Annotated in this window: 20 protein-coding genes and 1 tRNA gene; 13 read left to right on the top strand and 8 right to left on the bottom strand. The window is 40.3% G+C overall.

Annotated features, from left to right (window positions below):
* Positions 1-204 precede the first annotated feature (204 nt).
* Both B4A24_RS09660 and B4A24_RS09655 read left to right on the top strand, forming a co-directional pair.
* Complete coding sequence (locus B4A24_RS09660; protein ID WP_172395550.1) at positions 205-3,189, top strand: SusC/RagA family TonB-linked outer membrane protein; 2,985 nt, start codon at positions 205-207, stop codon at positions 3,187-3,189.
* Positions 3,190-3,561: 372 nt separating this feature from the next.
* Positions 3,562-4,806 (top strand): RagB/SusD family nutrient uptake outer membrane protein, encoded by a 1,245-nt coding sequence (locus tag B4A24_RS09655; RefSeq protein ID WP_293944570.1) that lies wholly within the window; start codon positions 3,562-3,564, stop codon positions 4,804-4,806.
* A gap of 546 nt (positions 4,807-5,352) precedes the next feature.
* On the opposite strand, the gene B4A24_RS09650 is transcribed toward B4A24_RS09655, so the two are convergent.
* Together B4A24_RS09650 and B4A24_RS09645 are read right to left on the bottom strand one after the other, a co-directional pair.
* Positions 5,353-5,426: transfer RNA gene (locus B4A24_RS09650), tRNA-Pro, on the bottom strand.
* Between the two features lie 164 nt (positions 5,427-5,590).
* A complete protein-coding gene (locus B4A24_RS09645) occupies positions 5,591-6,154 on the bottom strand; it encodes a porin family protein (protein WP_293944569.1) in 564 nt (187 codons plus the stop codon).
* Positions 6,155-6,413: 259 nt separating this feature from the next.
* On the opposite strand from B4A24_RS09645, the gene B4A24_RS09640 reads away from it, so the two are divergent.
* The 3 genes from B4A24_RS09640 to B4A24_RS09630 are packed head-to-tail and all read left to right on the top strand — an operon-like array spanning position 6,414 to position 9,785.
* Entirely contained in the window at positions 6,414-6,947 is a 534-nt protein-coding gene (locus B4A24_RS09640; RefSeq protein ID WP_288808451.1) for an RNA polymerase sigma-70 factor, read from the top strand.
* Positions 6,944-8,056 (top strand): FecR family protein, encoded by a 1,113-nt coding sequence (locus B4A24_RS09635; RefSeq protein ID WP_293944568.1) that lies wholly within the window; start codon positions 6,944-6,946, stop codon positions 8,054-8,056. Before B4A24_RS09640 ends, B4A24_RS09635 begins: the two co-directional genes overlap by 4 nt.
* Before the next feature lie 34 nt (positions 8,057-8,090).
* Positions 8,091-9,785: a hypothetical protein gene (locus tag B4A24_RS09630; protein ID WP_293944567.1), complete on the top strand. Its 1,695-nt coding sequence runs from the start codon at positions 8,091-8,093 to the stop codon at positions 9,783-9,785.
* Positions 9,786-9,950: 165 nt separating this feature from the next.
* On the opposite strand, the gene B4A24_RS09625 is transcribed toward B4A24_RS09630, so the two are convergent.
* The 3 genes from B4A24_RS09625 to B4A24_RS09615 form a co-directional block, all read right to left on the bottom strand.
* Complete coding sequence (locus B4A24_RS09625; protein WP_172395555.1) at positions 9,951-10,403, bottom strand: KTSC domain-containing protein; 453 nt, start codon at positions 10,401-10,403, stop codon at positions 9,951-9,953.
* Between the two features lie 54 nt (positions 10,404-10,457).
* Positions 10,458-10,679: a VF530 family protein gene (locus B4A24_RS09620; RefSeq protein ID WP_293944566.1), complete on the bottom strand. Its 222-nt coding sequence runs from the start codon at positions 10,677-10,679 to the stop codon at positions 10,458-10,460.
* Between the two features lie 84 nt (positions 10,680-10,763).
* Complete coding sequence (locus B4A24_RS09615; RefSeq protein ID WP_293944565.1) at positions 10,764-11,282, bottom strand: NADPH-dependent FMN reductase; 519 nt, start codon at positions 11,280-11,282, stop codon at positions 10,764-10,766.
* Positions 11,283-11,546: 264 nt separating this feature from the next.
* Here B4A24_RS09615 and B4A24_RS09610 point away from each other — a divergent pair, with 264 nt between their 5' ends.
* From B4A24_RS09610 to B4A24_RS09575, 8 genes are all read left to right on the top strand, one after another.
* Positions 11,547-12,104 (top strand): RNA polymerase sigma factor, encoded by a 558-nt coding sequence (locus B4A24_RS09610; RefSeq protein ID WP_172395558.1) that lies wholly within the window; start codon positions 11,547-11,549, stop codon positions 12,102-12,104.
* 183 nt (positions 12,105-12,287) lie between these two features.
* A complete protein-coding gene (locus B4A24_RS09605; RefSeq protein WP_293944562.1) occupies positions 12,288-13,391 on the top strand; it encodes a FecR family protein in 1,104 nt (367 codons plus the stop codon).
* Positions 13,392-13,577: 186 nt separating this feature from the next.
* Entirely contained in the window at positions 13,578-16,835 is a 3,258-nt protein-coding gene (locus B4A24_RS09600; RefSeq protein WP_293944560.1) for a SusC/RagA family TonB-linked outer membrane protein, read from the top strand.
* 12 nt (positions 16,836-16,847) lie between these two features.
* Complete coding sequence (locus B4A24_RS09595) at positions 16,848-18,443, top strand: SusD/RagB family nutrient-binding outer membrane lipoprotein (protein WP_293944559.1); 1,596 nt, start codon at positions 16,848-16,850, stop codon at positions 18,441-18,443.
* Between the two features lie 64 nt (positions 18,444-18,507).
* A complete protein-coding gene (locus B4A24_RS09590; protein WP_293944558.1) occupies positions 18,508-18,993 on the top strand; it encodes a hypothetical protein in 486 nt (161 codons plus the stop codon).
* A gap of 236 nt (positions 18,994-19,229) precedes the next feature.
* Positions 19,230-19,787: an RNA polymerase sigma factor gene (locus B4A24_RS09585; RefSeq protein WP_293944557.1), complete on the top strand. Its 558-nt coding sequence runs from the start codon at positions 19,230-19,232 to the stop codon at positions 19,785-19,787.
* Positions 19,777-20,601: a HEAT repeat domain-containing protein gene (locus B4A24_RS09580; RefSeq protein ID WP_293944556.1), complete on the top strand. Its 825-nt coding sequence runs from the start codon at positions 19,777-19,779 to the stop codon at positions 20,599-20,601. The genes B4A24_RS09585 and B4A24_RS09580 overlap by 11 nt, the downstream gene beginning before the upstream one ends.
* A gap of 120 nt (positions 20,602-20,721) precedes the next feature.
* On the top strand, positions 20,722-21,603 hold the full coding sequence (locus tag B4A24_RS09575; RefSeq protein WP_293944555.1) for a DUF4097 family beta strand repeat-containing protein: 882 nt from the start codon (positions 20,722-20,724) through the stop codon (positions 21,601-21,603).
* A gap of 126 nt (positions 21,604-21,729) precedes the next feature.
* On the opposite strand, the gene B4A24_RS09570 is transcribed toward B4A24_RS09575, so the two are convergent.
* The 3 genes from B4A24_RS09570 to B4A24_RS09560 all read right to left on the bottom strand — a co-directional run bounded on the left by B4A24_RS09570 (position 21,730) and on the right by B4A24_RS09560 (position 25,382).
* Entirely contained in the window at positions 21,730-22,431 is a 702-nt protein-coding gene (locus B4A24_RS09570; protein ID WP_293944554.1) for a class I SAM-dependent methyltransferase, read from the bottom strand.
* On the bottom strand, positions 22,424-23,605 hold the full coding sequence (pncB, locus tag B4A24_RS09565) for a nicotinate phosphoribosyltransferase (RefSeq protein ID WP_293944553.1): 1,182 nt from the start codon (positions 23,603-23,605) through the stop codon (positions 22,424-22,426). Before pncB ends, B4A24_RS09570 begins: the two co-directional genes overlap by 8 nt.
* Before the next feature lie 256 nt (positions 23,606-23,861).
* Positions 23,862-25,382 (bottom strand): DUF6600 domain-containing protein, encoded by a 1,521-nt coding sequence (locus B4A24_RS09560; RefSeq protein ID WP_293944552.1) that lies wholly within the window; start codon positions 25,380-25,382, stop codon positions 23,862-23,864.
* Between the last annotated feature and the right edge of the window lie 215 nt (positions 25,383-25,597).

The following is a 25,597-nucleotide window of genomic DNA, read 5'->3' as shown; positions in this document are numbered from 1 at the left end:
ATGACAGCAAATTGTTGTACCCTTATTTTTCAGCGCGCTACCTATTTCTATTTGACCTGGATGCAAAAGTTATTCAGGGGATTAACTTTCTGTGGGGATTGATCAAGAGGCTCTTCGTTTACGCAATATTTTTAAATCACTTAACGAAAGTTGAGCATTGTTGCTCAGGATAATAAATCAATTAAACCATCAATTTAAAAGCGTATGAAAAACAGACTACTTGCGCAATGTGTAATGATGCCGACATTACTGCTTGTAACCTTTATTGCGGCCGCCCAAACGCGGGTGTTAAAGGGAAAGGTTGTGGATGAGACCCAAAGTCCATTGACAGGCGCTACGATTAAGGTAAAAGGGAGCACCACGGCGACGACTTCGGATGCTGAGGGAGCTTTCTCCTTGAATATTTCAAATGATGCCAAATCATTGGAAGTGACTTACATCGGTTATGCTTTGAAGGAAGTTCCAATTGTAGGCAACGACATGACCATCGCCCTTGAGCCTAGTTCAGACCAAGGACTGGAAGAAGTGGTTGTCATCGGTTATGGTACCGCCCGAAAAAAAGATTTGACCGGCTCTATGGTGACCATCGGAGCAAAGAATTTCAATAAGGGCATTATGACCAGTCCCGATCAATTGATCCAGGGAAAGACACCCGGCGTAATGGTTATTAACAACACTGGGCAACCCGGCGGATCGACAACCGTACGGATCCGGGGTAATTCATCCATTCGGGCAAGTAACAACCCCTTATTTGTTTTGGATGGTGTTCCTATGTCGGGCAATTCGCCATTACCCGAAGGTCGTGGAGGATTTTCATCTGACAGAGGTAATCCATTGACGTATCTGAATCCTGGTGATATCGCGAGTATGGATATCCTGAAAGATGCTTCTGCGACCGCAATTTATGGGTCTCGTGGCGCAAATGGTGTCGTTATTATCACGACCAAAAAAGGAAAGGTCGGCTCGCCCGAAGTTTCCGTAGGTGCATCAGCGGGGGTATCGACGATGCGTGAATATCCAGATGTCTTGAATGCAGCACGATTTAGAGAGGCGTTAAAGTATTACACACCATCGGAAGCTGCCGATTCTGATTTTGGGGACAATGAGGATGCTTTTAAAGCCATTACAAGGAAAGCGATTACCCAAAATTATTACGCAGACGTGGCTGGAGGTACAGAACATGGAAAATATCGTTTATCTGGTGGTTATTTGAACCAAAACGGTATTATCCGGGGTTCACAATTGAAAAAATATACAGCTAATTTTACAGGCAACTTCCGCTTTTTGGAGAACAAGAGACTGGGACTTGATTTCGCTGTATTCCTGACGCAAATGGATAACAAATATGCGCCTATCAATGCAACAGTAGGCTCTGAAGGAAATGTGATCTCTCAGGCTTTACAATGGAATCCGACTCGTCCTTTACGTGATGCCCAAGGTAATTTGACATTCGTCAGTTCGACAACCCGAAATCCGTTAACCAGCATTGAAGCATTTCGGGATTTGGCAACAACCAATACAATGGTCGTCAACGTAGCTCCATATTATAAAATTACAGATGACCTAGAATATCGCTTTATCTACAGCGCAATGCGGCAAACAGGAAATCGTGAAGGTATGTATCGGGCCGGACTTATCGATCCATCGGCAGTGAATAACGAACAAGCATTTATTTCGAATAATGGGGAGACTAATCTACAGATGACCCACATGCTTTCCTACAACAAGCAAATTAATGAGGATTGGAGTGTAAATGCTGTAGCAGGATACGAATACTTGGATTACAATTTTAATAATAATATCGCTTTTGGAGGTGGATTTCGTTATATGGGATTGGATTATTTTGATTATCTCCAATATTCATCGGTGTCAACCCGGGAAGTCTCATCGTATAGAAGTCCTACAAATCAACTACAATCGCTTTTCTTACGGGGTGGATTTAATTATTTGGATCGTTATCTCCTTACAGCGACTGTAAGAAGGGATGGTTCCACTAAATTTGGATCGAACAACAAATATGCGATGTTTCCATCCTTAGCCGTAGCTTGGAATGTTGCTCAAGAAGACTTCTTAAAATCAAGTGGAACTTTTGATCAGTTAAAAGTAAGATTGGGCTGGGGAAAAACAGGTAACCAAGAGTTTCCATCAGGTGCATCTTTGAACAGATTAGTCTTTGGGAACCAAAGTGTAAGTCAGGCTAACTACGGTAATCCAGATCTCAAGTGGGAAACCTCAACCACCATAAATGCTGGTATTGATTTTGGAATACTTGGCAACCGTCTGTATGGTTCAATTGATTATTTTAATAAAAAGACGACGGACGCACTATTTGAACAGACACTCGCTCAGCCAGCACCTGCAGGACGTATCTGGGTGAATTTGGATGGTGAAATCGTTAATAAAGGGGTGGAAATTGCCCTGACAGGAACGATTATCAAAAATGACAATTGGACTTGGGACTTAACCGGTAATGCCACCTTCCTTAAAAACAGTGTCAGTGGTCTAGTCGGTTATTATGAAACGGGCGCATTAAGAGGACAAGGATTTTCGGGCGTATTGGGACAACGTATGGTGAATGGACAGCCGCTGAATGTTTGGTACCTGGCCGATTACCAAGGAATCGATCCGCAAACTGGTATGAGCATGTACCGTGGGCAAGACGGAAGCATTAGCACAACAAATGATCCGGCGATTAATAAATTCTACATGAATAGCCCAAATCCAACCACTTTATTGGGTATCTCGACTAACGTAAATTATAAACAATTTTCGCTAGCAGCCAATATGAACGGCGCATTGGGGCACTACTTATTTAACAATACAGCGGCTACAACCTTAGGTTTAAGTAACTTGTCCTCCAGAAATATTGGATCGGCCTTTTTTGATACAGCTGTGAAAGAATCTACGTCCAATTCAGCTGCACCATCAACTCGTTTTCTGGAGAAAGGTGATTATTTAAAGATGGCTAACCTGACATTAAGCTATAAAGTAGGGGATGTTGGAAAGACACTCAAAAATCTTAATGTATCATTGACTGGTCAAAACCTTTTTATTATAACTAAATATACAGGTTTTGATCCTGAAGTGAATACAGATGGAGCTACAAATGGCATTCCTTCCCTGGGCATTGAATACTTGCCTTATCCTCCAGCGAGAAATATACTATTGGGTGTTAATTTCTCACTATAGACCGTTAGCAGATATCATTGGATAATAAAATATGAGACAGATGAAATTAAGAACATTATTATATATCGGAATCATTGGTTCGGTTGTATCAAGCACCTATTCTTGTACTAAACTGAAAGAAGAGTTTAAGGGAGAATTGGAAGAAGGAACATCTAATGTTGATCCTGGAAGCCTTTTAATTACCGCTTATAACTCATTGAATACGCCTTATCAACAGGAACAACGCTGGGTGATGCAGGAAGTATCTACAGATGCAGCCATGGCCCCCACAAGGGGCGGTGACTGGGACGATAATGGGATGCACCGCGCGATCCACCTTCACACCTGGAATGCAGACAACGGTTACATGAATAATACCTTTNNTTTGTAAGCTTGGGAACGGCAATTTATAATGCCTCTAATGTCTTACGCTATAAGCCTAATGCGCAGCAAGCTGCAGAAGCCCGATTTATTCGTGCGCTAACCATGTTTGATATGTTGGATCTGTATGGGGTAGTGCCCATGCGTGAAGGAGAATCTTTTGATGATTTTAGGATAGCGCCGGAGGTACTGCAACCGCAGGCGGCCATAGATTACATGGTGAAAGAACTCAATGAAATTTTAAGTAGTTTGCCAGCAAATGGTCCAAAGGCGGCTTATGTGGCTAATCGGAATGCCGCTAAAACCTTGCTGATGAAAATCTACTTGAATAAAGGCGCATTTTTGAATAGGCAAGCACCTGCTTTCGCAGCAGATGACATGAATAAAGTAATTGCACTAGCTAAGGAAATTATTACGAGCGGGGCCTATACAGTTTCTGCAAAAGGAAAATATTTTGATAATTTTGCTCCTGATAACGATGAAAAGTCTACGGAGAATATCTATACCTTGTTCAACAAAAATGGAGAACGAGGTGGAAATGTGGATCGTACTTGGAATACAATAGCCCATTATAATATGAATCCTGGCGGGTGGAACGGCTGGTGTACGCTCTCAGATTATTACGATAAATTCGCTGCCGCGGACGAACGTAGGGGTATTTACTACGAGTACGCTGCAGATACAACGTCGAATCGAAAAAAAGAATTCGGACGCCAAAATGTGGGCTTTTTTGCAGGTCAGCAATATAATTGGAGTACAAATAAGCCATTAATGGCACGTAATCCGTCCAGCGCACCATTATCCTTTACGCGAGAAGTGACAATCCGTACATCTGGTGCTACGCTGGAAACGGCAGGTATCCGTCCAATGAAATATGCATTTGATTATGGCGTTACGGGACAACGAAATAACGACTGGGTAGTCTTTCGTTACTCGGATGTGCTGTTAATGCAAGCGGAAGCGATTTTGAGAGGGGGTACTGGTGCGGCTGGTGAGGCCCTGGCTTTGGTCAATAGTATTCGTACCAATCGTGGTGTGACTAATTTAACAGCCTTGACATTGGACAATTTATTGGATGAACGTGCCCGTGAACTGTATTGGGAAGGCTGGAGAAGACAAGATCTAATCCGATTTGGCAAGTTTTTACTGGCTTGGCAGGAAAAGGCTGCGGATCCGGATCCGAAAACATTGTTATATCCTATTCCGAGCCAACAGATAGCGGTTAACCCGAATCTGAAACAAAATCCAGGTTATTAGTAATAGCAAAAAACTGTTTGCTAATTTTTAAGTTGTAAAGGTATCTGGATTACTGGTGTGTCTCAGTAATCCAGATACCTTTTTCATTGGACAATCTTACTGCCGTCAGAGCTATATTGTTCGGCTATCATTCTGTGGTGAAACGAGTCTCCTTCGAGATATCGCCGTATCTGCTTCTCCATGTGAGCGAGGTGAGTCCGTACTGAGTCCGTGTTGAGTCCGTGTTTAACTCGGACTTATTGCTTGATCAACCCGGTTTTATTCCGCTCTTACCTACTCTATGTGTCGAAGAAGGGGTATAGTGGTTGCGAAGGAAACTCGAATCAGCATCAACAAACGTCAAAACACGGACTGTGCTGATAAAGACTACTTGTTGGGAACCTTTAACGTTAGCAGGAAATGGTTTATGGCTTATACAGGAAGGTCTGATTGTATGAAAGAATTTAATTTATCAAAAGGTTTCCCGTTACATTCGACAGCTGCAATCATGCTCTATAATCTAAAGACCACTTAATTACGTTAATTAAGTGGTCTTTTATTTTTATGTCGGGATGGCCGGATTTGAACCGACGACCTCCAGCACCCCATGCTGGCGCGATACCGGGCTACGCTACATCCCGAGTTATTCCAACAGTAGTGGATAGGATAATCCTATACTAAGTCTTTCAGGAATATTTTTTTGTAGCGCTAAAATAATAATTATTGACAAAAAATAAAATCTAAATAAAAAAAACACCATTTTTTTTGAAATGGTGTTTTAAAGTTGTTTTTAAATGAATCACGATTAGAATTTATAGCCAACCATAATGCCAATCGTTTTGTTCTTGGCGTCCAACGTTTTGTCCACGCTTGTGAATCCATGACTGTAGTAAGCGTCTACGGTAAAGCGGCTGACGTCTATCCCAATTCCTGCCCTTCCGTCAAGAGAGAATTTCTTATAGTCGGTCGTCGCGCTGGATTTGACAGTTTTTAAATCATAGTTTAATTGCGGTCCTAATAAGCCACGAAGGTTGAAATCGCCATTTTCTAAAAATTTATAACCAACTTGTAATGGAAGATTAACCTGGTAAAATTTAGGTGTCTTCTGTATGTTTTCAAACGTATATTCCTTCCGCAATAAACTGGCACCGATACCGGGCTGAAAGAAGAGACGATCCCCGACACGGGCAAATGCAGCGACAGAAACGCCTACTTTACCATTATTATCCTTAACGGATTTGTTCCCCAATGATGTCATGTGATAGTTGCTCCCTATTTGTATACCATAGGTCACTTCCTGTGCTCGCGCTGTACCTGCTATTCCTAATACTGTCATTGCCAATAAGGCCGCTTTGAATGTTGTTTTCATCTTTAATACTATTTTTGTTTTCTATATTCTAATGCACTTTTATGTTATGACAACGGAAAGCCGTTATACCCTTAGAAAAAAACAATTTTCTGTTTTCAGATAATTAACTTTAGTTTCTATTTGTATAATGGAGATGGGATGCTACAATAGGCCGTTATTCTAACCAAGAAAAAAAAGTAAAAAAATAATAAGGGTAATAGCTACTTGGGATGTCTTAGTAATAAAGTAGATTGTTTAATCAATAGGATAGAGTTAACCGATGTCGGAAAATAAAGAAAAGAATTTCGAGCAGCTTTTTCGGGCGCATTACAAGGAATTGCATCGTTATGCTTTTAGGTACCTAGGGGATAGTGATGGGGCCGAGGAGGTCGTACAGCAAGTATTTCTGCGATTATGGGAGAAAGATTGGGAAGAGCTGATTCATACTTCACTGAAGGCCTATCTATACCGTGCCATTTATAATGAAAGCATGAATGCCCTTAAGAAGGAGCAACGTAAGCTTAAATATCAGTCTTATGAACAGCATAGGCAGGGGTGGGAACCAGCTGTAGATGAAAGCAGCAAGGACCTCGATAAAAAGTTAAGGGTGGCACTTTCTGGTTTGCCTGAAAAGAGTAGGACTGTATTTGAATTGAGCCGTTTTCAGGAGATGAAATATAAGGATATCGCAGCAACATTAGACCTGTCGATAAAAACAGTGGAAGGACATATGAGCAAGGCTTTGCGTCACTTACGTATTGAGCTTATGGACTATTTGACGTTGATTATTTTCTATATCATCTATATACTATGAATAAGGAATTACTGGAAAGATATATCGTTGGGAATACCAATGAAGCAGAGAATAATAGGGTACAAGGTTGGTTGGATGAACATCCTGAGAACCGGGCCGAATACCAAAAAATGAAAAATGTATTTCTATCTTATCTATATGCGATGAATAAGGAATTGTTAGAAAGATATATGGTTGGGGAAACGAATGAAGCCGAGCGTATGATCGTAGAGGAATGGTTGGAAAATGATGCTAATAATAGGGAGGCATATTTGCAAATGAAAAAGTTATGGGATAGCTTACCCAAACCCCTGGAGGTGCCAGAAGTGGATGTGGATAAGGCTTGGACTGAATTTAAGATCGCTAGGGACCGGAGAGCTTCGGAACTTACCGGAACAAGAATCATTCATTGGAATTGGTGGGCTGCAGCAGGTATTTTGCTTATCTGCATGTTCGGATTCTACGTGTTTGACCGTTCACAACGGGAGAAAATACATTTTATAACCCAAGACGGTGTACGTCAGGATTCACTACCTGATGGGTCGATGGTAACACTCAACAGAAATAGTGAATTAGCCTATTCAAGGACATGGAGCAATAAAAATAGGAATGTTGAATTAGCGAGAGGAGAAGTGTTCTTTCAGGTGCATAAAGATAAAAAGCATCCTTTTGTGATAGCAACAGGCAATACGAAGATTACCGTACTGGGAACGAGCTTTAATGTGCGTCGCATTCCGGATGCAACAGAGATTATTGTCGCTACAGGTTTGGTTAAGATAGCTTATGCAGATAAAGAGATCTTGCTGCGACCTGAACAGATGGTAACGATTAGGGATACAGACACCATGAGGGTTGAGAAGAAGCCTGTTCAGGATAAATATTATAAATACTATGTAGACCGAGAGTTTAGTTTTGAAAATACACCTTTGCAGAAGGTCGTGGAGCTGCTGAGCCGAGCGTATGATTACAAGATTATTATAGATGATCCTATTGTTCAAAAAATACCTTATACGGCTGAATTTAAACAAAATAGTCTAAGCGAAATCATTAAAGTGATGGCAAAGAGCTTGGACTTAAAAGTCGAGGTCGAAGGCAGGGAAATTCACTTGATAAATAATCAAAAGCGCTAATATGTCTCCGAAACAACATTGTATAAAAAACGTCATGATATTATTTTTTAGCAATCGAATCAGATTATATATCCTATTTACGCTGCTATGCTCCTTTCAATGGGGGCTAGCGCAGCATAAGCTCGCCGATGAGGTGCAGATGCCTGCTTTTTCAAAAACTACGGTCGGCGAAGTCTTTCAGCTATTAAAGGAACGGCAAGACGTCTTGTTTTCTTTTAATGGAAACATTTTACAGATGGATAGTATCATTTCTCCGAAGGCATTTAAGGGAAACTTATATGACTATCTCGATGGGATTTTGGGCAAAGAATATAGCTTTAAAGAACTTGGAAAACATATCATCGTCCAGTACACGCCACAGCGTATGTCTGTAGATTTTGAAGTGCAGACCCCGGGAAAAAATAAAGTCGTTATCACCGGTTATATCAAAAATATCCGGACCAACAACCCGATTTCCAATGCCAGCATTTTTGACCGAAGTGCTTTGCTTTCTACTTTGACGGACAAGAACGGTTATTTTGAATTGGATGTCAAGAAAAAGAGTAGTCTGATCGCTGTTAATGTGAGCAAGGAAATGTTTCGTGATACCAGTGTGATGGTTATCTTTCCTATTGAAGCGCAGGTTGGAGGTAAAAAGAAACGCGAATATGGTTATTTTGAGGGTTATGAGGAAGATCATGGTCTTTATAAGTCATTTTTCGGAAGGGTCTTTTTATCTCCTGCACAACGGATTCAGAGTATGAACCTTGGCGGTATGTTTTTATATAGCCCTTATCAAATATCCATGACACCGGGATTAAGTTCGCATGGCTTTATACGGTCCCAGATAGTCAATAAATTTTCATTAAATATTATCGGCGGAGCGACAGCCGGTGTGAAAGGTGTGGAGCTAGGCGGGGTATTCAATATCAACCAATATAATATGCAGGGCTTTCAAGTGGCTGGGGTATTCAATACGGTTGGTGGAAATGTAAGCGGAGTACAATTAGCGGGGGTAGGGAATCGGGTTTTTGGGAGTTCAAAGGGAGTTCAGATAGCGGGTGTATTGAACAAAGTCGATACCGTCCGAGTGGTCCAAATAGCCGGAATTGCAAATACAGCACGACAGGCAGCGGGGACGACGCAATTAGCAGGGGTATTGAATAATAGTAGCGACGATGTGGGTATTCAAATTGCGGGAATTGCGAATAGGGCCAAAAAGGTTAAAGGGTTTCAGCTCGCGGGAATTGTTAATATCGCTGACAGCAGCGATTATCCAGTTGGCTTATTGAATTTTATCAAAAATGGAGAAAAAAGTCTATCGTTATCAATAGATGATGAACATTATCTCGGGCTGCAGTTTCGTTCAGGAGGACGGGTACTCTACAGTATATTGGGAGCCGGGGTGGCTCTTGTTGATGATGGTCCCTCTAAATATGCTTTTGAAGCAGGGTTGGGGGCGTTGTTACTGAATAGATCTAAGTTTGCGCTTCGCGCAGAAATTACGACACGCAATCATCTAACAGATAAATTTAAACTGTTGGATAATCACCAATCTTCTTTGCGTATTATCCCGGCCTATAAATTGACCGATGCCTTGTCCATATTTGTAGCACCGAGTTTCAATTATGCTGAACGGGATGAGAATACTGTACCTATTGGTGGTACTCGTTGGAAAGCTTGGGGAAGAGACCATACAAGAAATACATTTTACGGTGGTGGAATAGCTGGCCTAATGCTAAAATTATAAAATTAAAACTATTTGAGCTAGTCAGCTGTTATATAGATAGCTTTTAAACATTTAACATTTTACATAAGCGCCCTTTGTTATATCAACAAAGGGCGCTTACGCTTTTAGCCAATATGCGGTCAATAAACCCGTATATATATAATGTACGTATGTAATTCGTTTTTATTATGCGACAACCGTGGATGTTTTCAGCACATTCCGATAAGGATAGGAATGAAAAACATGTCTACGTGCAAATCGTCCTAAAGAATCTGCATTGACAAATTTTACATAATCATTTCGTTGGACACCAAAGTATTCATATTGACTGCCATCGTGAAATGTAATCGTCAATATTTGGGCTTTCCAATCAATATCCTGAATACCCGAATTCGTAATTGTTTCTGTATAAATGGGCAATTGTTGTTCAATAGTTTCTGGGCAGATGCTTACTAAAAAATGATAAGCTTCGATCATTTCTACACTCTTTTGTTCAGCAGCCAAACGACCTTCTTCGTCATTGACAAATTTATCCGGATGACATTCTTTCATTATCGTCCGATAGGTGGATTTTAGGGTCTTAAGATCCGCTGATTTATCCACATTTAACAACTTTCGGTAGTCGGCAATTTTTTTCATGGCTGCAAAGATATGCTTAATAATCAGATTATTTGCATTAACCTGGAAATAAGGTTATTTTTTGCCCAAGGTTTTGACATAGAGCTGTTCAACCTTCTCACGCGCCCAAGGTGTTTTCCGTAGAAAAGTTAAAGAGGATTTTATACTCGGGTTTTCATTGAAACATCGGATGGCTATCCTTTGTCCAAGTTCTTCCCACCCATAATAGTCTACGAGATACGTGATGATAGTATCTAATCGTTTCCCGTGTAATGGATTATTGATTTGTTCTTGCATGTTGTAAAGTTAGTAATCTTTGCACATTTAATATGATTTTTATTCCATTGCTATAGCGCTATAGATGGATTCAATAGCATTTAATTAGGATTTCTTGAGCTGTTCTGCAAGGGCATCAAGTTCTTGATCGAGCTTCTCGTCCCAGATATTTCCCACTGCGTCTAATTTTCCTTTTACCCCCTGGATAAGCAAGTTTTTTCTAGGATCAAGCTGTGCTCCAAGTCCCTGCATGATCCGCTGTAATTCGGCATGCCCCGTTTCTCCTTGTGCAGACGCGGTAATAATGGAGACGGGTTTGTCTGTAAAAATAGTAGTCGCAGCACACCATTCAAGCAAATTTTTCAATCCACTGGGTACACTGAAAATATACTCTGGGCTGCTGATCAATACAAGATCCGCATCCTGGATGACCTGACGTAGCGCAATGATTTCTATTGGTGGCTGGGAGGTGCTTTCCTCTGGGTCAAAATGCGGCAGTTCTTTTAAGCGGTCAAAGAGCACAAGATTAATCTCTGGATTTAACTTGTGTTGAAGATGACGTACAATCTGATGATTGGATGAATGTTCGCTTGCGCTGCCTATTATCGCAAATATGGTTTTCATTGAATATATTTACTTGAAGGCCCAAAGGCCCAAAATTGTTTAATCAATTTATTTACACGCTATGCGAGTTGCGTCGTGTAAGATTTGAAGCGGCTAATTTACGATAATGGATCTAAAACAATACAGAAAAATACGGTAATTATAATTTTAGACGATATACAAACACTATACTTAAAGATAAAAACTTTTTCCTTTTACCGATTAAGTTTATACTTTTGGAAATAAGGACTTGTATTAGCTTAAATACGGATTATATGCTTTGTTATGAGAAATAAAATGGGGTACCGTTTGTTGTGGGAGCGTATTCGTACGGGTGATGAGGCCGCGTTTTTTGATCTTTATGCGGCACTTTACCAAGAGCTTGTTAATTTTGGAATCCGGACCTGTGGTGACAGTGACCTGGCAAGTGAGGCTACCGACCAGGTTTTTGTCAAGATCTGGGAGAAAAGAACACAGCTCGAACGCGTCGAAAATGTACAGTCCTATCTCATTACCTTTCTAAAAAGGCGTATTCTGCGTCTGATCGAAAAGCAGCATAAAATTAATACGGCACTTCAGAACGTCAAAGCAGAAGATGAATGGATCGAGATGCCATACGACGAGTTTGTGATCAAAGTACAGACCAATGAGATTATTCAGATCCGTTTAAAAGAAGCGTTGGAAAAATTGTCTTTTCGCCAGAAGCAATTGGTCAATCTAAAGTTTTTTGAAGGCTATTCTTACGAAAAGATTTCGGAAACTACGCAGATGTCTGTCAAGACGGCTTACAATACGCTTTATGACGCATTGAAAATCTTGCGGCAAGAGCTAAAGGATATTTAATACTATTGACTACAAGAGCTGATGCATGTAAGGCATTTATCAGTTACTGAATAGCATATCTCTGATTTTAATATCGCTTTAGAATAAAATAAAGTACTGGTAATTAATATCTTGTGAAATATGTTGTTTTTTTCTTAGGAAAAAGGTCTCATCATGGGCACTATAAGATAAATACCCATTAGAATGAGCCAAAAAGATTATAAGCAGTTAGAAGATTTTTTGATTGACGATACTTTTCAAAAGTATTGTTCCGGAGAGGATAAAAACTGCATTCTTTATTGGCAACAATACAGCTTAAATCATCCAGACCAGGCTGAAATGATCTTAAAAGCAAAACGTCTTTACCAAATATTGGTTGGAAATCGAAAATCTGTCCATGAGCAAATGGAAAGATTGAAGACTGATCTTCAAAATGTTCCCGTTGAATCCTTACCTATCCGTCGAATAACCTGGCAAAAATGGGCTGCTATTGCTGCGGTATTGGTTGCTTTAGTGGCAGGCGGCGTATGGTATTATACGCTTCCAACAAATGATACCATTCCTCAAGCAATGGCTAATATTGGCCAGGTTTATCAGACAAGAAAAGGCGAGAAGAAGACCTTTGAGCTAATCGATGGTAGTACTGTTACCTTAAACTCTGCAAGCAAATTGGAAGTATCTTCGGATTTTAACAGCGAGTTGCGCTTAGTGAGGTTGGTTGGTGAAGGGTATTTTCAGGTAGCAAAAAATACGGAAAAGCCATTTATGGTGCAGGCTGCTGATTTTGATATCAAAGTTTTGGGCACTACTTTCAATGTGAAAAGTTATCCCGAAGAACCCACGGCAGAAGCGGTATTGGTGGAAGGATCGATTGAGATGAAAAGCAAAGGGCTTCGGGAGAACTCCGTTGTTATTAAGCCAAATCAGAAAATTATCCTATTTAAAAACCAAGATGAGGTTCTAGTCAATCCAAATAAAGGAAATAAACCAACCCTCAGTAAATTACCTATTAAAGAAATCGCCATTGAAAATATTCCGGCGATGGAGTCCAATACTGCCGAAATACCCGATATCGCCTGGAAGGAAAATAGATTGGAAATTGTGGACCAAGATTTCGAATCTTTACGCCGGACGCTGGAACGTTGGTATGATGTGGATATTGAGCTCCAAGGCGAACAATTAAAAAGATATCGCTTTACTGCAACCTTTAGTAAAGAAAATATTGAGCAGGTACTGAGTGCTTTACAAAAAGTTGAACCTTTTAAATTTGAATTATATGAGAAAAAAATAACGATCTCTGAAAAATAAAAGGATGGTGGACCAACACCATCCTTCATTGAAAAAATGATTAACCAAAAGCAGCAACATTGGGGCGTGCTGCTTAACATTAATTTTAACCAACACTAAAATATGATTAAAAATTGCTTATTGCAAATGCGCAATGGATATATTGTGCATTTTAGATTCATTATCCGGATGAAACTAGCCTTAATTATGACTACGTGTGCTGTAATCAATGTCTCAGCATCTGTATTTTCCCAACAAAAAGTTTCCCTGGATGTTCAAAAAACAAAGCTGAGCAGGGTACTTAAACTGATCGAAGAGCAAAGTGATTATTATTTTGTTTACAATTCGACCAACGAGAATTTAAATAAAGAAGTGTCAGTCAATGTTAATAATACAAAAGTATTGGACGTTCTGGCGAAGCTTTTCAATAAAAGTGGACTGGTTTATTCGGTATCCAAAGAAGGCCTTGTGGTGATTAGCCAACAGCAACAGGTTACCATCTCGGGTATAGTGACAGATAATAAAGGGAATCCATTAGCAGGAGCCAGTGTACGTGTTAAAGGTACCGCCGTAGGACGGGCGACCGATATCAACGGAAGGTTTTCAATTGAAGCCTCAACCGGTAATACATTGATTGTTTCTTTTGCAGGTTATACCTCACAGGAAGTAGCTGTAACGAAGGATGGCGATATGAAAATCATTTTAGTGGAAGATAACCGAATGTTAAATGAGGTGGTGGTCACCGCATTGGGCATGAAAAAGGAAAAACGTTCCCTTGGTTATTCCGTCACACAAGTTGCTGGTGAGTCCCTGACGACTGCACGGGAAAATAATGTGATGAACTCACTTGTCGGAAAAGTCGCAGGTTTGGATATTAGTTCGACTTCAGGTGGTGCAGGGGCAGCTTCGAATGTAACCATACGTGGGATTTCTAGTTTAAATCAAACCAATCAACCTTTGTATGTAATCAATGGTATACCTATGGAGAGCAAACCCGTGGGTATTGGCAATACGAACACCAAGGGAAACGCAGGTAGTCAGTGGGACAATGCACCAGATTTAGGTGATGCGATCAGTAATATCAATCCGGACGATATTGAGAGTATTTCGGTGTTAAAAGGCGCGGCAGCTTCAGCTTTATATGGGTCACGCGCAAAAGCAGGGGTGATTTTAATTACGACCAAATCCGGAAAAGGAAATTCAATCGATTTTAACAGCAATTTTGTCGGCGAACAAATTATAGACAATACAAACTGGCAGACAGTATATGGCCAAGGGGCTAATGGTGAAAAACCAAATAACCAAGCGGGTGCTGCCCAGGTTGGTGGTTCTAGCTGGGGAGCAAGGTTGGATGGAACACCCGTCGTACAATTTGATGGAGTAGAAAGACCGTATTCGTTACAAGATGGAAATCTTAAAAGGTTTTATAGAACAGGTTCGACATGGACAAATACGCTAGCATTAAATAAATCATTTGATGGTGGATCAATTCGTCTGTCAGGAACAGATGTAAATAACAAGTCTGTTGTTCCAAATTCGGGTTTGAAAAGACAGTCGTTCAATTTGGTCGGACTTTTTGAACCGCTTAAAGGATTGACGATCGATGCACGCTATAATATGATTCTGGAGCAAGTCAAAAATCGCCCAATGGTTTCTGACGGTGCTGGAAATGCCAATTATAATGCCATGTTTTTACCGACAAGTATTAATATTAATGATTTAAAACCATGGAAAGATGGCAATGGAAAAGAGATACTCTATAATTCAGGGAATGTATATGCGACCAACCCTTGGTTTGCAGCGAATGAGTTTATCAATAATACGAACCGGGATCGTTCGATAGCTTCCGTAACAGCAAAGTATACGCTGGGTAATGGTTTGTTTGTTCAGGGAAGGGCGGGAAGAGATGGTTATACCGATCATTATAAGAATGTTGTTCCTTCCGGAACCGGTTATTATGAGAATGGTAAAATCGCTGAGCAGGAAACCAAATTTGCGGATATTAATGCCGATGTTTTGGTTGGTAAGTCATTCACTGTCGGAGATTATTCCCTTACACCTAATCTCGGTGCGAGTTACAGAAATACGAAAATCAGACAGACGACCAATTTAGGTACTGACTTCGCAATATTTGGTGTTTACAATATTTTGAACGCAAAAAATAAATCGGTAGCGTATCTCGAAAGTGAATCGGAAACACAATCAACTTATGGAACATTGGAATTTGCGTATAAAGATGTGGCCTATTTGACTGGTAGTTTACGCTCTGACTGGTTTTCTACCTTAGCTACACCTGGAGTGGATAATAAATTGAACTCTGTTTATCCTGCTATCTCGGGTTCATTTATCTTTTCAGAATATCTAAAACCGTCGTGGTTGAGTTTTGGAAAGTTGAGGGCAGGTTTTGCTCAGGTAGGACAAGCAACAGATCCCTATCAAACGTTGTTAACCTATAATTTTAGAAGTGAGGTACTCAACGGACAACCTTTAGGGGTTATTAACAATGTGAATATTCCGAATTCTTCCTTGAAAGCCTCTACAGCAACTGAGTTAGAAATCGGAACGGAGTTGCGCCTTTTTAATGATCGTGTAAATTTGGATCTAACATGGTATAACAAGAAGTCGAAAGATGAGATCTCCTTTATCACAACACCTTCTGCAAGCGGTTATGCTGGCGCCGTACTCAATGCCGGCAAAATGCAAAATAAAGGATTTGAAGCATTGATTTCAGCTACTATTTTCAAAACGGAAGATTTTAAATGGGTATCCTCATTGAATGGTTCTTACAACGATAATAAGGTGATTTCATTGGCTGAGGGAATGGACGAACAGATAGTGGCTACTTCACGTTCGGGTGTAGGATATTTAATGAATAAAGTTGGTATGCCCGCTTTTCAGATCATGGCTTTCGATTATAAATACGATAGTAATGGTGAGATCGTAAAATTGGCCGACGGTTCTCCTGACCGGGGTGAGTTAAAGTCCTATGGTTCGGCTATGAATAAATGGTTTGCTGGATGGAACAACGAATTCAACTACAAAAGATTCAATTTCTCTTTTTTAATTGATGGAAAATGGGGTGGAAAGCTTTTCTCGGGAACAGATTACTATGGTTATATTTTTGGGTTGCATCAAGAAACTGTGGCTGATCGTGAAAGCTTGGGTAGAACAGCCTCTACCTATTACACCAATACTGCGAATAATGTATCCAAGATATTTGTTAACAGCGCTGATTTTGTGAAGTTGAGACAGGTCGTTATGGGCTATACTTTCCCGTCCAACCTATTCAATAACAAAGTCAAGTCGATTACGGTAAGTGCGGTAGCACGCAATCTCTGGACGATCATGAAGAAAACAAATAATATTGATCCGGAATCGAGCTATAATGCAACCTTCCCAGGGTTAGAACTTGGTGGCGTACCAGCAGTGCGTACCTACGGTGTTAATTTAAGTGTTAAATTCTAATTGCAAACAATCATGAAAAAATATATTAAACCGGTATTTATTAGTTTAATAGCAGCTACCTTATTTATGGAAAGTAGCTGTACAAAAGATTTTGATAACATAAATACAGATCCAGTTGCTTATGGTAAAGATAATTGGGATCCAAATTATACATTGAGCTCTGCACAATTATTTTACACTGGAAGTTTTGATTTTGCATACGATACTTGGCGTGGCAATCTGATTTACTCGTCGACAATGATGCAGGGTTTATCGACTGTGGTGAGTTATTGGGCGGGGGATAAATATATGCTGAATGAAAGCTATACTGCGGCTTATTGGGGTACGGGTACGGTTGGGGCCTATATTGAGCAGGTACGTAATATTGTGGATGTGGTTGAGTTTACAAAAGACAAACCGAAATATGCTAATCTATACAATGTCGCACGTATATGGAAAGCTTTAATTTTTGCACGCTTAACTGATTTGTATGGCGATGTTCCATATTCGGAGGCCGGACTGGGTTTTTATACCAAAGTTTATAAACCGAAGTACGATAAGCAGCAGGACATCTATAATGATTTGCTCAAGGAACTTGAAATGGCTACTGCCGCATTAAAAGATGATGGAGACAAAGTGACGGGAGATATTATTTATAAAGGTGATATTGGCAAATGGCGTAAATTTGGCAATTCTCTGCTACTTCGTACAGCTATGCGTCTAGTGAAAGTGGATGAAGCAAAAGCGAAGGAATATGTGCAGAAAGCTGCGGGTAAGACAATGGATAGTAATGCTGACAATGCATTTATTTTACATGATGAATCAGGATCTAGGGTGACTCAAAATAGAAATAGCCAGGTTTTGTTGGGCGATGGTGGTCAAGAGAATTATTATGTAAAATGGTCTAAAACATTTATTGACTATCTAAAAAATAATAATGATCCGAGGCTACAAAAGGTTGCTGTTACAAAACTATATTTATCAGAAAACGACAAAGTACAGAATGGGAGTTTTATCACAGACCCAACAAAGCAAAAAGGGATGCCTAATGGAAAAGATTTGGGAGCAAATGCGCAGTATAATATCAGTAGCGATCCAAGCTACACGACCTTTGCGGAATATTCCTCACCCAACCCTAATATGATCAAGCGGACTGGTGCAACATTTATTTTGACTTACGGTGAATCTGAACTGCTTTTGGCAGAGGCAGCCCAACGTTGGGGGATAGGTGGTAGTGCGGCCGATCATTATAAAAAAGGCGTGAAGGCAAGCATTACCTATCTGAGTCAATATGATGGCTCTTTGGCTATCAGTGACACCGAAGCGAACGCGTACTTAACTGCACATCCATTTAATACGACGGATGGCTTGAAACAAATAAATATGCAGTATTGGGTCCATACCATTACGATGCTGGATTTTTATGAGACTTGGAGTAATTGGCGGAGAACTGGTATCCCAGCACTGATTCCTGTAAACTATCCCGGAAATGCAACATCAGGCACTATCCCACGTCGCTTCCCATATCCTGCAAATGAAGCGGCCATAAATGGAGAAAATTATAAGGTCGCTTCTTCAGCGGTACCAGGTGGCGATAACCTCGCTGGCAGGGTCTGGTGGGACAAATAATCACAATAGTTTTTTTTGAGGCTGAACTTTCGTAGTTTGGCCTCTTTAAACCTCTTATCAAAATATGATGAACCTAAAAAATCAAATTTTACTAATTGCGGCCTTGCCGTGTATTGTCTTTTCCTGTAATAGCGTTGGTGAAAAGCAAAAGAAAAATGAGGCTACAAAAGCCAATACATTGACCGGAACATATAGACTTTTGGAAAGTAAGACGATCAAAGGAAAAGATACGGTGACCGCATTCACGGATACCAGTAAAACCGAAATGTTTAAGATGTTTAATGAAGATCATTTTTCGTTTTTCAATCATGATAAGGAGAAGGGGAAAGGGAAGGAACCTCATTTTCTCGCTGGCGGAGGAACTTATTCATTTGACGGCAAAAATTATCAGGAACGGTTACAATACTGTAGCCTGCGTGACTGGGAAAGTAACAAGTTTGATTTTGAGTTAGAATTTAAAGGGGACACACTTATTCAACGGGGGGAGGAAAACCTGCCTGAACTTGGGGTAAAGCATACGATCATTGAAACCTATCTAAAAATAAAATAACATTTATCCAATGAAGCTTTTATAAAACTTCATGAAGTATATTTTGTTAATGCAAGCACCCAGGGATTTCCTAGGGTGTTTTTTTTAGCCTATAAAGTTCAAAAAACGTATTTGTTGACGCCTGTAAATGGCTCTTTATTTATCTTAGAAAAAAAATAAAATTAAATTGCAACATTTTCTGGTGCTGTCCGACTATAGAATAGAAACATAGAAATTAACGGTATTAAATAGTAAACGTGCAAAATCAACTTAGCGATAAAGATTTATTAGCAATGTGCCAATCCGGTAATGAGTCGGGATTTACACAGCTCTACCATCGCTATGCGAAGAAGATTTTTAATTCAATCTATCGGATTTTGTCCAATCAGGAGGAAAGCGAGGATATTTTGCAAGAGACTTTTGTTGAGTTTTTCTCAAAATCGGATAAATGGCAGGCGGTACTTAGTGTGGAGGCTTGGTTGCGACGGATGGGGGTGAATAAGGCGATATCTCTTTTGCGGAAGAATAAGCAGTATTATACACCAATTGATGATTTGGAAATCCAAGATGAGGGCGAAGACGAACTACTGGAAAAGGAATGGCGCGAATGCCAGCTGACTGATTTGGAATCTGTAATTGATCAGTTGACTGGGATCCCTAAGATGGTCATCAATCTTTATCTTTTTGAAGATATGAGCCATGATGAAGTGGCTGAATCTTTGGGAATGACAGCAGTGGCGGTACGGAGTCAATACCACCGTGCCAAAAAGAAAATTTACGAACAATTGAAGGAGAGGTATAATTATGCGGGATAATTTGAAGGATTTTGTAAATGCGAACCGGGATGCATTTGACCAAAAAGAGCCGTCTGCGGATTTATGGAATAAAATCAAACCACAGGTGGTTCCTCAGGTACAGGAAAAGAAAATCAAACCCTTATGGCGGTGGGCGAGCATTGCGGCAGCGATATTATTGGTGGGTACTGCTACATTGTTAGTTTTTAATCAGAACGGTGGATCTGACCATACTGCTAAAGTAACGAATATCAAACCAGTTACTGTTCAAAAAGAACCGGAAGTAATGGAAAAATCTACCCAGCGGGAAGCTTCTGTAAAAGTTGAAAAGGAGAAACCTATTCGAACCATACAGACAATGATAGCTAATCAAGAAATAATTCGTGTAGCGAAGACGGAGGTGCCAAAAGCAATTAAGGACAAGAATCTGAAAGAGAAAAAACAGGATTATATCGAAATGCTTCAAGACTCCATCAGGGCTAGTACACGTCTGGCGGCTGTACTTGGTCTTCAAAAACAGGGTAGTCTGAACGAAGATGCAACACTGGCGCTGGAGAAAATAGCAGTTTCAGATGAAAGTAGCAATGTACGCATGGCAGCCATTGAAACCTTATTGGATAGTATGACGCCGGAAGCTAGACAACAAAAAGTTCAGGACTTTTTTGTCGCACAAAACGATCCTACATTGCAGGTTGAACTGATGCAAATGATTGGGCAGAGAGATGAATTGGAAATGAAAAATAGCACAAAGGATAAGCTGAATGCTATTGTAGAGGATCCCTTTACCCTGAAGTTTGTAAAGGAACAAGCTTATGCGGTACTGTTGCACCAATAGAACCAGTATAGATTGTGAGGACGCTATAGCGACCTTCGCGATAAATTGGAAAAATAGCGCTTAAGCGCACAGGAATAGATAGAAAAAAAACAATAGATAAAGGATAAAATAATTAGAGCGATGAAAAGGATAAGAATAATGATTATGGGAATGGTCTTGCTTTTTGCAAATGCGTTGCAAGCCCAAATAACGGAGAACGCCGAAGGTGTTATTCCACCAAAAGCACCCAAACCTCCTAGGGAAATGCGAGGGCCAGTTGGAAATAGTGGAAAGAAAGTTTGGAAAGAGTTTAAAGTACCTGCTTTAGGAGAGAAGTTATTGCTAAAATTTGATAATGTGGCTATCGAAGGCTACAATGGCAAAGAAGTTTTAATTACAGCGAATGTAGAGGAACAGGAAGAAAACGATCGTGCTAAAGGTTTACGCGTAGTCAACGGTTCGGGTTTGTCCGATAATTCGGGAATGGGGATGAATATCCAGAATAACGCTGGCGTGACCGAAATTAGTTTGGTGGGCATGCCAATGGAGGATTCGGTACATGTGCGTGTTCCTTTTAATCTTCCTATTAGCGTAAAAGGTCGCGGCGGTTTTTTTAATGGCGGTGGTATCGAGATAAAGGATGTTAAAGCTGAGGTGGAGATTTCCAGCACGATGAGCGATGTCAAAGTGATCAATGTAACAGGGCCGATTAATGTAAAGGTCGCTCAAGGAGATGTGGTCGCCAAATTTGTACAACCGGTTAAAGGACCGATTTCCCTTATTGCCGCAATGGGGGCTGTGGATGTCGCTTTTCCAGCAAAATTCGGCGCCAACGTAGATATGAAGACCTCAATGGGCAATATCTATGCGGCGGATGAATTTCAGTTTGAAAAACCTGTGGAGGAACCTAAAAGTAATCCTTACAACATGTCAAATACTGTTAAAGGGAAAATGAATGGTGGCGGACAGGATGTGATCCTGAAGACTTCGATGGGTGATATCTATATTAGATCCCAAAAGTAGTAGTTGAAACCCTGAAACAGGCTGACCATGTTTAGCATACGAAAGCAAAAAACCTTAACTACCGAACAGGTAGTTAAGGTTTTTTTGATGCATTTCAGTTGTGCCTAAAGTTCTGAAATAGGTCTGTTATTTTTTCGGTTCCATACGAACCAAATACTGATCATTTTCATCTTCATATAGAATCTGGACTACCCAGCCCAGTTCGTGGGATATTTTGATCAGCTTATCCTGATCTAGATACAGCCATTTGAAGGGAGTGCCCCTTTGTCCTTTGTATTCGTATTGATATTGAATCTCTCCAAAATAGTAGGCAGGCTTTTTGATATTATAATCTTTATAGAGGTAACTGATATCTGAGGAATCAAAAATAAGCTGGCCTTTTTCAGTTAGGAGCTCTTTACTATGATGCAATAGCTTTTTAAAACCAGCAATGTCACCAGCAATGCCTATACCATTCATAAGAAACAGCAGCGTATCATACTTTTGTCCGTTAAATTGATAAAAATTTTGACAGACGATATTTTGCACGCCGCGTTGTTGCATAATATGGCAGGCCGTTTGTGATATTTCCAATGCATCGACCTCAAATCCCTTATCCTGTAAATATAAACTATGACTGCCTACTCCTGCACCTACATCCAATACCCGTCCGTCACAGAGAGATAATCCGATAAACTCCAGTTCTGGAAAATCATCTGCATCCCTAAAAAAAACTTCTACGGGCATTTCGTCTTGGTCCCCATAACTTGTATGGAGCTTTAATGGGAATTTTTCTTCCTGATGGATAAAGTAATCATCCAATGCCTCACCATATACGTCTCTATACATTGTCATTATCAATCATTAATACTTTTTTAGCAATATAGATGGAATCTTCATCACCAGTGTGTTTCATTGGTTCATCCGAAAGTTTGATGACAGGAGTCCATTGGTCGTCCTCCGGGAGAGCATCGGTCATTTTGATGACGATATTCATGGGTTTAAGTCCCACATCGTTGGTAAAGTTGGTGCCAACACCAAAGGAGTGTAATATCTTGCCTTCGCAATAATTCGCTATCCGCTCAACTTTATCGTAATCGAGCCCATCGGAAAAGATGATTGTCTTTGACAGCGGATCTATACCATTTTTCTTGTAATGCGCAACTACTTTGTCTGCAAATTCCAAAGGGTCGCCGCTATCGTGGCGTACACCATCAAATAATTTGGTAAGTTTTTTGTCGAATTGCTGAAAGAAAACTTCGGTTGTATACGTATCAGATAGCGCAATCCCAAGGTCACCCCGATAAACATCGGACCAGTGTTCCAAGCCCAGCAAGTTGGCCATCTTATAGCCATATTTAGCTGCATGAAACATAAACCATTCGTGTGCATGTGTGCCAATAGGTTTGGTCTCATATTTCATGGCCAGATGAACATTACTGGTTCCGATAAAGGTTTTTTCTCCGTATTGTTTTAAAGTACGGACAACCAGATCGTGGACTTCGTAGGAATGCCGTCTGCGGGTGCCGAAATCGGCAATAGTAATATGAAGTTTTTTATATTTTTCAATTTTATCTTTGGCTGTCGCGATCACTTCTTCATCTGACGCACGAATTAAACCTTGTGACTCATAGAAAAGTTCACAAATGAGCGACATTAGCGGTACTTCCCAAAGGATGGTCCGGTACCAATACCCCTCAATAACAACCTCGAGATCAGGCCCATCTTGGGTGATTTTGATTTCATCTGGATCATAACGATATCCCTGTAGAAAATCAAAATAGGTGGGATCAATGTAAGGGCAAGTTCTCGCAAAGAAGGCCTTCTCGGCTTTGGTAAGGCGTAGATCTGCCATTGTGTTTACAGCTTCTTTTAGAAGGATGTCGAATCCTTCCGGAAACTTATGGTGGCCTCTATTGATAAAGTGGTAGCGTGCTTTTGCCTTGGGAAATAATTTGACTACCGCATTCTGCATGGTGAATTTATAGAAGTCGTTATCTAATATAGAGGTGAATGAAGCCATCTTTATTAATCTGATTTTTGTTTAAAGCTGTAAATTTACTAATTAACATGAAATTGTTCGGATTGTTCGTCATAAATATAACTTTCGTGATACTGGGTATCCTGTATATATCGAGTTATATAAGTCTATAAGTGCCCGAAACGAAGTCTTTAATGATTGAAGAAAATACGTTAGCACCTCGAATAGTTAAACGTTAAAAAAAAAGCGGGTCAGTACATTACTGACCCGCTTTTTTAAAGCTTAATTTTTTGATCTTTTAGCGTGATCTTGTTCTTTCTGAACTACCTCCCGAACGACCAGAGCTTTCAGATGATCTCGACCTTGGCGCTGAAGAGTTTCCGCTATTTGCCGAACCTGATCTGTTTACTGTAGGAGCTGATGACCTTGTTCGGGAACCCTCAGAGCTTCTGTTTTGCACCGGTTGGGCAGGTTGGTTTACGGGTTGGCTTGAACGAGTTCTACTGTTACCCGAGTCATAGTTTCCATTTCTTTGCGGTGTTGTTGTTGGTTGCGAACCGCGTGAAGAATTTGCTCCACCTGTGTTGCTTGTACCCGTTCTTACGCGTGCATTGTAGTCCGTATTTCGGCTGTTGACAACGCTACCGTTGTCAACAGCGTTTCCTTGTCTGGTTCTACCGGTAGAAGTAGGGTTGTTATTATTTGCTGGATTCGACTGCCTGTCGGATCGTGTTCTGAAATCGTAATTGTTCGAATTTGGTGTTGTGCCTACATTATTTCTGTTGGTCGAACCATTATCTCTCGTTCTGCTGTTATTGTCTCCAGAACTACGTGTAGATCCGGTAGTACTGTTATTATTACGTGATCTTACCGATGCATTACCACTATTGTCTATGTATAATTCACGGTTTCCGGATCTTGTATTGATGTTATCCCGATTAGAGATGACACGGTTGGTACGATCCGATATTGCACTATTATTGCTGCGTGTGCGAGTCGAAGCGTCAACAACATTGGTCGGACGTGCAGAAGAACGTGTGTTGCGGTCTACATTCGGACGGTACATACTGATTTCGTTTGCCCGTGAACGATTGCTGCTACTACGCGCAGATCCAGGACGATCGACATTGGTAATCCTGTTGACTGTAACACTTCTACCTGTATTACGTTCGATGTCAGATCTCCTCGGACCACCAACATAATAATTATTATTGATGATCGTGGTGTTGTTGATCACAGTTGTTCTATTATAGATGTTGTTATAATTGCGACGATTTACATAATATCTATCCATGTTTCGGTTCATGAAATGATTGACTGAAACAAAGGTCCAGAAGTTCATAGGGATATTGACCGAAACATTAATGTTCATACCGGGACCCAATGGAGCCCATCCATAATAGTCATTGCTTTGACGCCAGTTGACCCATGCTGGTCCCCATTCGTAATCAGGAACCCAACCCCAGCCATAACGGTCATTGTAATTCCATCGTCCATAGTGGAAAGGAGCCCACCCCCAATCGTAGTCGGAAACCCAGGTGTTACCATAATCCGTCATTGACCAGTAACCATTGGTCGCATAAGGTTGGAAGTCCGGGCCAGCATCAGGGATCCATACATATCCATAGTTTGGATCATTGACCCATTGTCCGTATGGTGAAAGTTCATCATAGAACATCTGAAATGAAACCCCAGTGTTATTATAGTTATTATAACCTGAGTATCCCCCTCTTTGGGCCATTGATGTTGTGCAACTTGTAAAAGAAGCAACTCCGATTAGACCCAATACCCAATATTTTATATTTCCCAAATTTTTCATCTTCGTAATATTTTAAGTACGACAAAACTCTATGCTATTGTCTTTGTTATTATGACAGCATAACGTATTAAATGGTTTAATCAGTACAGCATAAATCTGATTTTATAGATATAAAAGTCAAATTGATGATCTTTTTACATAAACGACAATTTTAGATACATATTTTTTATTTACCTTTACCGCTCGAATTGTTACGTGTTTGTTGAGCATATGAG

Origin of the sequence: Sphingobacterium sp. UBA7249 (assembly GCF_002472835.1) — a bacterium.
Taxonomy (GTDB): domain Bacteria; phylum Bacteroidota; class Bacteroidia; order Sphingobacteriales; family Sphingobacteriaceae; genus Sphingobacterium; species Sphingobacterium prati.
This window is presented reverse-complemented; position numbering and strand designations above follow the sequence as displayed.